This is a genomic window from Duffyella gerundensis, assembly GCF_001517405.1.
GTDB lineage: Bacteria > Pseudomonadota > Gammaproteobacteria > Enterobacterales > Enterobacteriaceae > Duffyella > Duffyella gerundensis.
Window position 1 is genome coordinate 2,150,802 of sequence record NZ_LN907827.1, and the last position, 13,399, is coordinate 2,164,200.

Annotated in this window: 13 protein-coding genes and 1 pseudogene; 5 read left to right on the forward strand and 9 right to left on the reverse strand. The window is 53.6% G+C overall.

Annotated elements, in window-relative coordinates; translation table 11 throughout:
- Positions 1-10 precede the first annotated feature (10 nt).
- On the reverse strand, positions 11-1,315 hold the full coding sequence (locus EM595_RS09970) for a D-amino acid dehydrogenase (RefSeq protein ID WP_067431160.1): 1,305 nt from the start codon (positions 1,313-1,315) through the stop codon (positions 11-13).
- Positions 1,316-1,827: 512 nt separating this feature from the next.
- Between EM595_RS09970 and EM595_RS09975 the strand changes: the two genes are divergently transcribed.
- Positions 1,828-3,363: a SpoVR family protein gene (locus EM595_RS09975; protein ID WP_067431163.1), complete on the forward strand. Its 1,536-nt coding sequence runs from the start codon at positions 1,828-1,830 to the stop codon at positions 3,361-3,363.
- A gap of 48 nt (positions 3,364-3,411) precedes the next feature.
- Here EM595_RS09975 and fadR read toward each other — a convergent pair whose 3' ends face one another.
- On the reverse strand, positions 3,412-4,131 hold the full coding sequence (gene fadR, locus EM595_RS09980) for a fatty acid metabolism transcriptional regulator FadR (RefSeq protein WP_067431165.1): 720 nt from the start codon (positions 4,129-4,131) through the stop codon (positions 3,412-3,414).
- A 298-nt stretch (positions 4,132-4,429) separates the two neighbouring features.
- Here fadR and dsbB point away from each other — a divergent pair, with 298 nt between their 5' ends.
- Positions 4,430-4,960 carry a disulfide bond formation protein DsbB gene (gene dsbB, locus EM595_RS09985; protein WP_067431168.1) on the forward strand — a complete coding sequence of 177 codons (531 nt, stop codon included), beginning with the start codon at positions 4,430-4,432 and terminating at the stop codon, positions 4,958-4,960.
- Between the two features lie 39 nt (positions 4,961-4,999).
- On the opposite strand, the pseudogene EM595_RS09990 reads toward dsbB, so the two are convergent.
- The 4 genes and pseudogenes from EM595_RS09990 to EM595_RS10005 form a co-directional block, all read right to left on the reverse strand.
- Positions 5,000-5,450 (reverse strand): annotated as a pseudogene (locus tag EM595_RS09990) (YcgN family cysteine cluster protein).
- 62 nt (positions 5,451-5,512) lie between these two features.
- On the reverse strand, positions 5,513-6,172 hold the full coding sequence (locus EM595_RS09995) for a fumarylacetoacetate hydrolase family protein (RefSeq protein ID WP_067431171.1): 660 nt from the start codon (positions 6,170-6,172) through the stop codon (positions 5,513-5,515).
- A gap of 51 nt (positions 6,173-6,223) precedes the next feature.
- A complete protein-coding gene (locus EM595_RS10000) occupies positions 6,224-7,249 on the reverse strand; it encodes a lytic murein transglycosylase (RefSeq protein WP_082691658.1) in 1,026 nt (341 codons plus the stop codon).
- An 88-nt stretch (positions 7,250-7,337) separates the two neighbouring features.
- Positions 7,338-7,613, reverse strand: coding sequence for a YcgL domain-containing protein (locus EM595_RS10005; RefSeq protein ID WP_067431172.1), 276 nt, complete (start codon positions 7,611-7,613; stop codon positions 7,338-7,340).
- Positions 7,614-7,772: 159 nt separating this feature from the next.
- On the opposite strand from EM595_RS10005, the gene minC reads away from it, so the two are divergent.
- The 3 genes from minC to minE are packed head-to-tail and all read left to right on the forward strand — an operon-like array spanning position 7,773 to position 9,587.
- Positions 7,773-8,465, forward strand: a complete 693-nt coding sequence (gene minC / locus EM595_RS10010; RefSeq protein WP_067431175.1) for a septum site-determining protein MinC — start codon at positions 7,773-7,775, stop codon at positions 8,463-8,465.
- 33 nt (positions 8,466-8,498) lie between these two features.
- The gene (minD, locus tag EM595_RS10015; protein ID WP_067431178.1) at positions 8,499-9,311 is read left to right on the forward strand and encodes a septum site-determining protein MinD; all 813 of its coding nucleotides are present in this window, start codon (positions 8,499-8,501) and stop codon (positions 9,309-9,311) included.
- Between the two features lie 3 nt (positions 9,312-9,314).
- Positions 9,315-9,587: a cell division topological specificity factor MinE gene (minE, locus tag EM595_RS10020; RefSeq protein WP_067431181.1), complete on the forward strand. Its 273-nt coding sequence runs from the start codon at positions 9,315-9,317 to the stop codon at positions 9,585-9,587.
- A gap of 55 nt (positions 9,588-9,642) precedes the next feature.
- Here the strand turns inward: minE and rnd are convergent, their stop codons facing one another.
- The 3 genes from rnd to EM595_RS10035 all read right to left on the reverse strand — a co-directional run bounded on the left by rnd (position 9,643) and on the right by EM595_RS10035 (position 13,358).
- The gene (gene rnd / locus EM595_RS10025; protein WP_067435355.1) at positions 9,643-10,764 is read right to left on the reverse strand and encodes a ribonuclease D; all 1,122 of its coding nucleotides are present in this window, start codon (positions 10,762-10,764) and stop codon (positions 9,643-9,645) included.
- Positions 10,765-10,869: 105 nt separating this feature from the next.
- Positions 10,870-12,549 carry a long-chain-fatty-acid--CoA ligase FadD gene (gene fadD, locus EM595_RS10030; RefSeq protein ID WP_157883863.1) on the reverse strand — a complete coding sequence of 560 codons (1,680 nt, stop codon included), beginning with the start codon at positions 12,547-12,549 and terminating at the stop codon, positions 10,870-10,872.
- 215 nt (positions 12,550-12,764) lie between these two features.
- On the reverse strand, positions 12,765-13,358 hold the full coding sequence (locus tag EM595_RS10035; RefSeq protein ID WP_067431186.1) for a Slp family lipoprotein: 594 nt from the start codon (positions 13,356-13,358) through the stop codon (positions 12,765-12,767).
- Between the last annotated feature and the right edge of the window lie 41 nt (positions 13,359-13,399).

Consider the following 13,399-nt stretch of genomic DNA (forward strand, 5'->3'; position numbering starts at 1 on the left):
CTTGTAAAACTTATTGCGCCACATCCGCACGCTGCAATGGGCGATGAGAGTCTGCGCTAAAGCCAGGCAGATAACGGAATACCGACAGATCATCAGCCGCAATCGCTGGCGTAGTACCAGAGATGATGTCCGCCAGCAGCTGACCCGATCCGCAAGCCATCGTCCAGCCAAGCGTGCCATGTCCGGTATTCAAAAACAGATTGCTCAGCGGTGTCCGTCCTACAATCGGCGTGCCATCCGGCGTCATCGGACGCAATCCGCTCCAGAAAGTGGCCTGTTCAATATGGCCGCCTTCAGGATAGAGATCCTGCACCACCATCTCCAGCGTTTCACGTCGTGCCGGCAGCAGTTTGCTGTTAAAACCAACGATTTCCGCCATGCCGCCGACGCGAATGCGCTGGTCGAATCGCGTCACGGCAACTTTGTAAGTTTCATCCAGCACGGTTGATAGCGGTGCCGCCTCGGCGTTTTTAATCGGGATAGTCAGTGAATAGCCTTTCAGCGGATAGACCGGCACGGCGACGATATTGCGCAGCAGCGCCGTTGACCAGGAACCAAAGGCCACAACGTAAGCATCACCTTTGATCACCTCATCGCCACATTTAACGCCGTAGATGCGGTTGCCTTCACGCAGCAGTTGATCGACGCTGAGATTGAAACGGAAGGTCACGCCCGCCTCTTTGGCCATTTCCGTCAGCCGTTGGGTGAACAGCTGGCAGTCGCCGGTTTCATCATTCGGCAAACGTAAACCACCAGTGAGCTTATGCTGCGTTGCCGCCAGCGCTGGTTCAACGCGCGCCAGCTCATGAGCTTCCAACAGTTCATAGGGCACGCCCGCTTCCTGCAGCACGGCAATATCTTTGCTCGCGCTTTCATACTGTTGCGCGGTGCGAAACAGCTGCAGCGTGCCGCCCTGGCGACCTTCATAGGCAATCGCGGTCTCTTCACGTAGCGCCTTCAGGCAGTCACGGCTGTATTCCGCGATGCGCACCATGCGGCTCTTGTTTTGCTGATAGTGCGTCATGTCGCAGTTGCGCAGCATTTGCCACATCCATTCCATCTGAAAGCGACTGCCGTCCGGGCGAATCGCGAGCGGCGCATGACGCTGAAACATCCATTTAATCGCCTTTAACGGCACGCCCGGTGCAGCCCATGGCGCAGCATAGCCCGGTGAAATTTGCCCGGCGTTTCCGGCGCTGGTTTCCATCGCTGAAGCGGGCTGACGATCGATCACCGTGACCTCGTGTCCCGCTTTAGCCAGATACCAGGCGCTGGCAACGCCGACTACACCACTTCCAAGAATGACAACCCGCATAGTGTCTCCACCGCATCAACAAAAGAGGAATAAACCAGTTTATCGCCTGCACTCAGGTTGAATATGCTACTCAACTTTGTCGTACAGTTCATGAAGGTATTTCACATCTTTTTTACTTTTTTGGTAACTAAAAACAGGCGCTAAGGTGAAATACAGAATATTGTGCGCAGGATAGGCGCTTTATGGCGGCTTATGAGTTTGTCAGCCGCAAAAAACGAAGCCAGCAGCAGAAAAGAGTCGCATCATCGCTTTCACTTATAAACAGAACTTTATTCTTCATAAACAGCAAAAACCAAACATATACTTCAGGCAACCGGCTTAATTTGGCTCACAGCCTGTTTTTCCTCAAACTTTTCCGTTGAGTTCATGATTCGGATGGGTCACAGTGATCTATCATTGAAGTGTTCGCTCAGTTTATTTGGGCTGTCTTTCTCAGGATGAAGCCTTGAACAATCTGAACTGGTCGTGATGCCATCAGGGTGCGCGGCAGGTTTGCAAAACAGAGGTGCGCTATGACGACTATCTTTGACGATCCGATTAAGGACAGCAAACGACTCAGTGATGGACCCGACTGGACATTCGACCTGCTGGACGATTATCTGGCTGAAATTGACCGCGTGGCCAAGCTCTACCGGCTCGATACCTACCCGCATCAGATTGAAATCATTACCTCCGAACAGATGATGGATGCCTATTCCAGCGTCGGCATGCCCATCAATTATACCCACTGGTCGTTTGGCAAAAAATTCATCGAAACCGAACAGCGCTATAAACATGGTCAGCAGGGCCTGGCTTATGAAATCGTCATTAATTCGAACCCTTGTATCGCCTATCTGATGGAAGAGAACACCATCACCATGCAGGCGCTGGTGATGGCGCACGCCTGTTACGGCCATAATTCGTTCTTCAAAAACAACTATCTGTTTCGCAGCTGGACCGATGCCAGCTCGATTGTCGATTATCTGCTGTTTGCGCGTAATTACATCTCGGAATGCGAAGAGCGATACGGCGTTGAAGAAGTGGAACGGCTGCTCGATTCCTGTCATGCGCTGATGAACTATGGTGTCGATCGCTACAAGCGCCCGTCGAAGATCTCACTACAGGAAGAGAAGGCACGGCAGAAGAGCCGTGAAGAGTATTTGCAGAGTCAGGTGAATACGCTGTGGCGCACGCTGCCACGCCGCGAAAAAGAGGAAGTACATGTCTCCGCCGCGCGCTATCCATCTGAGCCGCAGGAGAACTTACTCTATTTTATGGAGAAAAACGCCCCGCTGCTGGAATCCTGGCAGCGTGAAGTGCTGCGTATCGTGCGCAAGGTCAGCCAATATTTCTACCCGCAAAAACAGACGCAGGTGATGAACGAAGGGTGGGCGACCTTCTGGCACTACACCATTCTTAATCATCTTTATGATGAGGGTAAGCTGTCCGATCGGGCGATGCTGGAATTTCTGCACAGCCATACCAACGTTATCTATCAGCCGCCTTACAACAGCCAGTGGTACAACGGCATCAATCCTTACGCGCTGGGTTTTGCCATGTTCCAGGACATCAAGCGCATCTGTGAATCTCCTACTGAGGAAGATCGCTACTGGTTCCCGGATATTGCTGGCAAAGACTGGCTGGAGACGCTGCACTTCGCCATGCGCGAGTTTAAGGATGAGAGCTTTATCAGCCAGTTTCTGTCACCGAAAGTGATGCGGGATTTCAGGCTGTTTAGCGTACTGGATGACGATCGCAATAACTATCTGGAGATCGCGGCGATTCACGACGAAGCGGGTTACCGTGCGATTCGCCAGCAGCTTTCTGCGCAATATAATCTGAGCAACCTTGAGCCAAATATTCAGGTCTATAACGTCGATTTGCGTGGCGATCGTTCTCTTACCCTGAGCTATGTGCCGCAAAGTCGCGCGCCGCTTGATAAGAGCCGCCGAGAAGTGCTGAAACACGTTAACCGGCTGTGGGGCTTTGATGTTTATCTTGAGCAACAGAATGAAGATGGTAGCGTGGAGCTGCTCGACCGCTGCCCGCCGCGCCCGGCTTCACTCTGAATCAGCGCCATAAAAAAAGCCGGAGCAATCCGGCTTCTTTCTGGCTGATTAACGCCGCGCGGGCGGCAAATCGGCGGGCATCGATTTTTGCATCCCGTGCCAGATTTCTCCGCTGCGACGGCCATATTCACGTACCACGTCAACCACCGCCTCTTTTTCTCCTTTCTCACACAGCGTCAGCAAATGGCGGTAAAAATCGCGTGCCAACTGACGTGCTTCAGGATTGGAAAAATAGTAGCGACCCACGCGGGTGTACAAACCTTTCAGGCCGTTGAGAATCAGACCATAAATAGGATTGCCGGAAGCGTAAGCCAGCCCGCGAAAAATACGGTAATCGAGTTGGGTATAGGCATCCGCCTCGTCAGCGGCCAGTTCAGCGGTAAGCAGCACTTCCCTCGCCTTCTCCGGGTGGTGTCCAACGGCGCGACGGATAAAAATCGAGGAAATATTGGTGCGGACAGAGAGCAGATTATCGATCAGCTGCGGCACGCTATCGTGATCCAGACGCGCCAGCGTTTCGAGAATATTCAGGCTGGAAGTTTCCCAAAAATCATTAACCTGCGTTGGTTTACCATGTTGAATGGTCAACCAGCCATCGCGCGCCAGACGCTGCAACACTTCACGCAGCGTAGTGCGCGTCACGCCAATTAATTCTGACAGCTCACGTTCGGCGGGCAGAATGGACCCGGGCGGAAAGCGGCTGTTCCAGATGCTCTCAATAATATACTCTTCAGCGAACCCGGCAGGGCTCTGCGCCTTAATGACCATAGCGTAATAATCTCGTTGCTTTATTAATCGGCGTAATGGACTCATCATACCAGACGGCCTGGCGCGGATACAGACTACGTGCGGATTTAGGGCATTTCGCAGCAGAAAATACTGCCCCGATCGCTTTCCGAGGGTAAGCCTGCGTCTACCCGATCGATCCTGCCTGCGTAAAAGTGCCTGACAACCCCTAATAAGTTAATTTAAGTCATTTTTTTCCGCGATTTCTGGTCGCGCGTGCTGGCAGCGCCTGGCTTTTGGTTTACACTGCCGTGTCGATTTTCACTGTATGGGAAGAGGTATGTTGCGATATTTGAATCAGTGTTCTCGCGGGCGCGGTGCCTGGCTGTTAATGGCTTTTACCGCGTTTGTGCTTGAAATGGTTGCGCTTTACTTCCAGCATGTGATGCTGCTAAAGCCCTGCGTGATGTGCATTTATGAGCGTTGCGCGCTGTTTGGCGTCATGGGTGCCGGGATTGTTGGCGCAATTGCGCCGCGCACGCCGCTGCGTTTTATCGCGCTGGGTATCTGGATCTACAGCGCGTGGCAGGGTATTCGTCTCTCTTATGAACACACCATGATTCAGCTCCATCCTAACCCCTTTACCACCTGCGATTTTGCCGCACGCTTTCCGGCCTGGCTGCCGCTGGATAAATGGTTGCCTTCGGTGTTTGTGGCCAGCGGCGACTGCGCCGAGCGCGGCTGGACCTTTCTGTCGCTGAGCATGCCGCAATGGATGATTGTGGTATTTGCCTTTTACCTGATCGCCGCCGTACTGGTCACGCTGGCCCAGCCTTTCAAGCCGAAGCGTCGCGACCTCTTCTCCCGCTGAATCAGCAGCAATAAAAAAGGGCCCTGCGGCCCTTTTATCTTATTCAATGGTCCATTCAGGACGATTGATGATGTGCTCTTCCCAGTCTCTCACCTGGCTTTCGCGTACGGCGATGTGCCGGACAGAAATACGCGCGCTGTGCATAGCGGCTTTGTTGCCCGCCCGCAGCGGATGCCACTGCGGTAAGCCTTTGCCCTCACCTAACAGACGATAAGCGCAGCTGGGCGGCAGCCAGGAGAAGGTGGTGAGATTTTCACGCGTCAGTTTGATGCAACCCTCTTCCATCTCAAAAACGGCGCTCATAGTTACGGCACTGACAGGTTTTGATGTTGAGCTGGTTGCAGGCGACGTTAGTGAAGTAAATCTCGTCGGTATCAGCATCCTGCAGCTTGTTCAGACAGCACTGGCCGCAGCCATCACACAAGGATTCCCATTCCTCATCGCTCATCTGCTCAAGGCTTTTTTGTTGCCAGAATGGAATCTCAGTCATGATGATTGTCCGCTAATGAAAAACCGCACCTTATATAGGGTTGCACGCTGTGATGCAACCTTTTAAAGCACGCGAGTAGAAATGCGTTCGCCGTTAAGCGAGATATCCAGCTTGTCACCCGAGCTCATCGGACCAACGCCTTCCGGCGTGCCGGTGAGAATAACATCGCCCGCACGCAGCGTGAAATAGTGACTCATGTAGGCAATCAGCGGCAGAATCGTGTGAATCATATCAGCGGTGCTGCCGTGCTGGCGTACCTCGCCATTGACCGACAGCTGTAACTCACAGTTTTGCGGATCGCCAGCAAACGCGTTAACCGGAATAAAGCCGGAAAGTGGGCAGGAGTTATCGAACGCTTTGGATTTTTCCCACGGCTGCCCGGCTTTCTTCAGCGTCGCCTGCAGGTCACGCAGGGTTAAATCCAGCGCCACACCGTAGCCCGCAATCGCCTTCAGCACATGATCTTCAGAGGCTTGCTTCAGCGTCGCGCCAATCAGCACCGCCAGTTCCACTTCATGATGCACTTCGCCAAATTGGGTGGGCAACGAGAGTGGCTGACGCAGATCGCACAGCGCGGTTTCCGGTTTGATAAAAATCACCGGCTCGGTTGGCGTTGCACTGCCCATTTCTTTGATGTGTTTCGCGTAATTGCTGCCCACGCACACCACTTTGCCTGCGGGATAATCTAATAAGGCGCCCTGCCAGTTACGATGCTGATACATGCTAACCTCTGCATTCAATGAGTGATGATGCCAGCCGAAGCTGACCTCTGTTTACGGCGAGATCGCATCGGCCAGACGACCAATGCTGATGGCAAAATAATAGGACCGATTCCACTGCATGATAGTGCGAAAATTGTCATAAACCATAAACGCGCGTCCCTGTAGGTCATCGGGCAGAATAATCCATGCGCGCTGCGTATCGGCTGAGGACGCGCCCGCTGATGCCTGCACGCCGAGGCGACGCCATTCGGCAACGCTTTTTGCCTTGCGGGTCTCGATACCGGCCAGTGACGCGGTAAACTCAGCAGGTAGCGTCACTTCTTCTCCCCAGCGTTGCGTCTGATGCCACCCCTCTTTCGCCAGGTAGTTCGCAGTGGACGCAAAGACATCGTCGAGATTATTCCAGATATCGATTTTGCCGTCGCCATCTCCGTCCGCGCCGTAGTTGAGAAAGGAGCTCGGCATAAACTGATTCTGCCCCATCGCACCCGCCCAGGAACCAGACATCGCACGATCTGGCAGATGTCCCTGCTCGATGATGGTCAGTGCAGCCAGCAATTCACGGGTAAAAAACGCCTCACGGCGGCCTTCAAACGCCAGCGTTGCCAGTGCAGAAATGACATCTTCTTTGCCCTGAATACGACCAAATTGGCTCTCCATCGCCCATAACGCCACGATGTACTGTGGCGGCACACCATAACGCTGGCTGACACGTTGCAAAGCCGCCTGGTGATCCTGCATGGCAGCTTTCGCCTGTGTAATTTTACTGTCAGGCAGAACGCGGCGCAGATAGTCATCAAGGGTAATCTGCTGTTCCGGTTGCTGCTGATCAGCCTTGATCACCCGATCGACAAAATGCACGCTGGCAAAGGCGCGCTCGAGAGTGGGCTGGCTGATGCCCTGCGCGCGTGCTTTGGCTTTAAGCGACTCTACAAAGGCGGGAAACTCGGCGGGGTCGCGCCCCTGTTGCGACAAGGTTTGTTGCGCTTGATCCGTGGCAGCCGCGCGGCTCGCTGGCACGACGCATCCTGCCATCAAAAGCGCACCCAAAATGATGCCTGGCGCAGGATGTTTCATGTTGAGTTCCTTATATTACGACGCTTACAAAATTAAATATTGTGTCGCGGAAGACAAGGGGGTGTATATATTTACAGATGAATCCGAATTAATCCTGACCGCTATTTTCCAGATGCATCTTTAACAGGCTTTCCGGCGGCGGCGGTATTTGTAAATAATAGCCCTGATCTAATAAAGCCTGCTGCACTTTTTTAATATCCGCGCCCGCCAGCTTCTCCCGCTTGCCCAGGTTTAAAACCATAGATAACTGTGGCTTACCAAAGCTCTTCAGCAGCGCTTCCGGCACCCGCGAAAAATCGTCTTTTTTTTCAACATAAAGGTAAGTTTGGTCGCGCAATGCGCTTCTGTAGATCACACAAAACATATTTTTTACTCGAATTAACGGGAATGGTGGCTTGCCTGAATATAGCGGTAACTATAACATGCTTGCAGTACTTCGGAATAATGTCCCGCCGCGATTAAGCATTGATTAAATCAGGCATAATTTAACCAGGTAAGACATAACAGGACTGAGTCAGGACAGATGTCGCAAACGCCAATCGAGTTAAAGGGCAGCAGTTTTACGCTGTCTGTCATTCATTTACACCACACTCAGCCCGAGGTGGTTAGTCAGGCGCTACAGGACAAGATCGACCAGGCTCCGGCTTTTTTGAAAAATGCACCTGTGGTGCTGAATGTATCCAGCCTTAATGGCGCGGTGAACTGGAAAGAGATGCAGCAGGCGATAGCAGCCACCGGGCTGCGCATCGTCGGCGTCAGCGGCTGTAAAGATGACGCGCTGAAACGCATGATCACCCGCGCCGGGCTTCCGGTCCTCTCCGAAGGTAAAGAATCAAAGCCTCAGGCTGAGGCACTGCCAGAACCGATTGTCCAGGCGGCTGAAGCGTCGAAAACGCGCATCATTAATACGCCAGTGCGATCGGGTCAGCAGATTTATGCGCGGAATGCGGATTTGATCGTAACCAGCAGCGTCAGCGCCGGTGCCGAACTGGTTGCTGATGGCAACATTCATATTTACGGCACGATGCGTGGCCGTGCGTTGGCCGGTGCCAGCGGCGATCGCGATTGCCAGATTTTTTGCACCAGTCTCTCAGCGGAGCTGGTCTCAATAGCCGGTGAATACTGGATTATGGATCAACTGCCGGCTGAATTTTTCGGTAAGGCCGCCCGCCTGTGCTTACAGGACGGCGTGCTTACCATTAAGACTTTACTTTAGGCCCCTTTTCTTTCGTTAAGGAAATCACTCTATATGGCACGCATTATTGTTGTTACATCAGGCAAAGGGGGCGTTGGCAAGACCACGTCAAGCGCGGCCATCGCGACCGGTCTGGCGCAGAAAGGTAAGAAAACAGTCGTTATCGATTTTGATATCGGTCTGCGTAATCTCGATTTAATCATGGGTTGCGAACGTCGTGTGGTATACGACTTCGTCAACGTTATTCAGGGTGATGCCACGCTGAATCAGGCGCTGATTAAAGACAAGCGCACGGAAAAACTGTTTATTCTGCCTGCGTCACAGACCCGTGATAAAGATGCACTGACCCGTGAAGGGGTTGAGAAAGTGCTGAACGACTTGGCCGCGATGGATTTCGATTTTATCGTGTGCGACTCGCCAGCGGGTATCGAAACCGGTGCGTTGATGGCGCTCTACTTCGCCGATGAAGCGATCATTACCACCAACCCTGAGGTCTCCTCAGTACGTGACTCCGACCGCATTCTGGGCATTATCGCCTCAAAATCGCGCCGTTCGGAAAACAGCCAGGATCCGGTAAAAGAGCATCTGCTGTTGACCCGTTACAATCCGGGACGCGTCAATCGCGGCGACATGCTGAGCATGGAAGACGTGCTGGAAATTCTGCGTATTCCACTGGCTGGCGTGATTCCGGAAGATCAGTCGGTACTGCGCGCCTCTAACCAGGGTGAGCCGGTCATTCTGGATACCGAATCTGACGCTGGTAAAGCTTATTCCGACACCGTTGATCGCTTGCTCGGTGAAGAACGCCCCTTCCGCTTCATTGAAGAAGAGAAGAAGGGTTTCCTGAAACGCCTGTTCGGGGGATAAACCATGGCCTTACTTGACTTCTTTTTATCCCGAAAGAAGAACACCGCAAACATCGCTAAAGAACGGCTGCAGATTATCGTGGCTGAGCGCAGGAGGGGCGACAGTGAGCCCCACTATCTGCCGCAGCTGAAGCGTGACATTCTGGAAGTGATTTGCCGTTATGTGAAAATCGATCCGGAAATGGTTACCGTGCAGCTGGATCAAAAAGGCGACGATATTTCAATTCTGGAGCTGAACGTGACGCTGCCGGAAGTGGAAGAAGCCGACACTAAATGATCACCCAACGCGTATAGCGTTCCCCTGCTGTTGAGCAGGGGAATGTTTACCGGGTCTATTCCACGTTCAGTATGTGTTGGATGCGTGCGGCCAGCAGTTCACCGCGCCAGCCTGCTAACAGCTCTGGCTCGCGTTTTTGCGGCTTCAGCTTCCAGTGCCAGCTTAATAACTGGTTGATTTGCCTGCGTGACGCCAGCAGCTCCGGGCTAAATCCGCTCTCTTCCGATACCGTCTTAATCAGCGCCTTAATCTCTTTGAACGCCGTTTTGTATTGCGGATGATCGATCAGGTTAGCCAGCGGCTCAGGCAGGCTGCTTTCGTCAGCGGCCGTCGCTTCCGCGACACAGGCAAGCATCGCTTTGCCATGAAACCGAATCTCATTGCCTGCCAGGCCAAGATGGTCCAGTTCGCCCAGTGAACCAGGCAGAAAACGTGCCACTTTCCAGAGGTGTTCTTCGCGTACGACGAAATTAACCGCCATGTCTTTCTCGCGCGCGACCTTCAGGCGCCATGCCGCCAGGCGCTGCAGCGCCGCCAGCTGACGCGGGCGCAGCTGCCAGGCGTTGGTGATTTCCCGCCATGCGTCTTCTGGCTGCAGCACATCGGTACGACGCTGGCAGAGCAGCGCGCATTCGCTTAATGCCGCGGCCATATTGCCCGCTTCCTCGGTTTCCTTCATCAGCTGATGCGCGATGGGCAGCAGATACCAGACGTCGGCGGCGGCATACTGACACTGCTTCTCGGTCAGCGGACGCGCCAGCCAGTCGGTGCGCGATTCGCTCTTATCCAGCGCAATGCCGGTAAAAGATTCCACCATGGTGGCGAAGCCGCAGGAGAGCGCGCGACCGCTGAAGGCTGCCAGAATTTGCGTGTCGATAAGAGGTTCAGGCAGCTGGCGAAACTGGTTGAGGAACACTTCAAGATCTTCACTGCCGGCATGCAGAAACTTGGTGATGCTTCTGTTGCTCATCAGCGCGACAAACGGTGTCCAGTCAGTGATTTTAAGCGGATCGATCAGGCTAACCTGTTCGCCATCAAACAGCTGAATCAGCCCCAGCTGAGGATAATAGGTGCGGGTGCGCACAAATTCTGTATCCAGCGCCACGCTGTCGTGGCGGCCAGCGGCTTCACACACTTCAGCCAGCAACTGGTCATTCTCAATCAGTAAATAATCCAATGTCATTTCTCTCTCAGTCCGCGTTTAGCGGCGGACCGTTAAAATAATCTCAATAAAAACGCCGGTAAGGATACCGGCGTAATGCGTCTGTTGTTAACAACAACGTTAAGAGGCGGTTTTCTTCAACGCTTCATCGCGCAGCTCACGGCGTAAAATTTTACCGACGTTGCTTTTCGGCAGTTCGTCACGGAACTCAATGATTTTAGGTACTTTGTAGCCGGTGAACTGGCGGCGGCAGTGATCCAGCAGCTCTTCTTTGGTCAGCGACGGATCTTTCTTCACTACGCACACCTTCACAGCTTCACCCGACAGGTCGCTGGGCACGCCAATCGCGGCGGCTTCCCGTACCTTGCTGTGCTGCATCAGCACATCTTCAATCTCGTTGGGATAGACGTTAAATCCGGAGACCAGAATCATATCTTTCTTGCGGTCGACGATGCGGATAAACCCTTCACGATCAACGGTAACAATATCGCCGCTGTGAAGCCATCCATTTTTCATCACTTCTTCAGTGGCTTCAGGATGTTGCCAGTAACCACGCATCACCTGGGGCCCGCGAATGCACAGCTCACCGGGTTCGCCCGGCGCGACCTCATTGCCCTGCTCATCGCTGACCCGAATGTCGGTAGAGGGAATCGGCAGGCCGATGCTGCCATTATGGCAGGTGATATCGTAAGGATTGACCGAAACCAGCGGCGCGCATTCGGTCAGGCCGTAGCCTTCAAGCAGATAGTGACCGGTGAGTTTTTCCCAACGCTCGGCAACCACTTTCTGCACCGACATGCCGCCACCGGCGGAAAGGCGCAGGCTTGAGAAATCGAGCTTCTGAAAATGGCTGTCGTTCAGCAGCGCGTTGAACAAGGTATTAACGCCGGTAATGGCGGTAAAGGGGTATTTCGCCATCTCTTTCACAAAGCCCGGGATGTCGCGCGGGTTGGTAATCAGCAGGTTGGTGCCGCCGAGATCGAGAAACAGCAGGCCGTTTACCGTCAACGCAAAGATGTGATACAGCGGCAGTGCGGTGACTACCAGCTCTTTGCCATCGCGGAGCACCGAACCGTAGGTCGCTTTTGTCTGCTCCAGATTCGCCTGCATATTGCGGTGGGTCAGCATTGCGCCTTTGGCCACGCCGGTGGTGCCGCCGGTATATTGCAGAAAGGCCAGATCGTCATTGCTCATCGCTGGCCGTTCGTAGCTCAGCGCTTTTCCCTGCTGCAGCACGTCGCGAAAGGAGATGGCGTTAGGCAGATGATATTTTGGCACCAGCCGTTTGACATATTTAACGACGAAGTTGACCAGCGTGCCTTTTACCGGCGACAGCTGATCGCCCAGCCGGGTCAGCACTACCTGTTTAATCGCCGTCTCTGCTACCACTTTTTCCAGCGTATGCGCAAAGTTTGAGACGATGACAATGGCGCTGGCGCCGCTGTCGTTCAGCTGATGCTTCAGCTCGCGCGGCGTATAAAGCGGATTGACGTTGACCACGATCATCCCGGCGCGTAAGACGCCAAACAGCGCCACCGGATATTGCAGCAGGTTCGGCATCATCAATGCCACGCGATCGCCTTTTTTCAGACCCAGCCCCTGCTGTAACCAGGCGGCAAACGCACGACTGCGCTCCTCCAGCTGGTTGAAGCTCATCTGCTGGCCCATATTGATAAAGGCCGCCCGGTCGCCATAGCGTTTCACCGCCGCTTCAAACAGCCCGACCAGTGATTCATAGCGATCGGCATTAATTTCAGCCGGTACATCAGCTGGATAGCGGTTAAGCCATACTTTGTTCAACGCATCACCTCGATACTCGTTTTTGATCGCCATCGCCGCCTCAAACCGGTTCAGTGTTAACAATATTTTAACTTATTAGACCAGTTGAGCCTTCATGCCCGTTTGCAGCTTGCGAGACGCATCACTAATTTTCTCATTCCATGAGAACACCAATAAAAAGGCCCGCTCACATCGCTGCAAGCGGGCCGTTTTCTATTTTATCCTGGACAGCCGGTTTATTCAGTTAAAAAGGTTTGTACCTGCGCCGGTGCACCCATATTAAAGCCGTACCACGGGTTTGGACCCCAGTAACCGTGCCGGTGGCGCGTCGGGCCATACCAGATCCATGGATCCATCGGCTGCGGTGGCATCACGACCTGCTGGCTGACGCGCCAGCGCTGATAGCCACTGACATCAATAACCAGATAGTTGTAGCTGGCCTCGCCAATCTGCCCTTTTTCAGTGCCTTTAATGGTGCCGACCACGGTGACCATCTGCTGGTTAACATCTACCGGATCGACAAAGCCGTTGATGTCGGCGTAAAGGCGACCGTTAGAAGCGGCACCTAACGTCGGACGCGCACCTTCATCCAACGGCTGGGCGGCAATTTCCAGGCGGGTTTTACCGTTGAGATTGCTGACTTTGACTACTTTGCCGCCAAAACGAGACTCCTGACCTACGTAGAGCTGCGGAGCATTCATTACCCGCACCAGATCATCCTGCGGCGTGGCCGAATGACCTTTAATTGCATCAGGGACCGTCACACAGCCTGCAAGTAGCACTGTGGCCAACACCAGAGCAGCTCGCTGCCCTATTACCGCGTAACGCATCGCCATCTCCTGTGGAAAATCTGACCATCGTCTAAATAGTA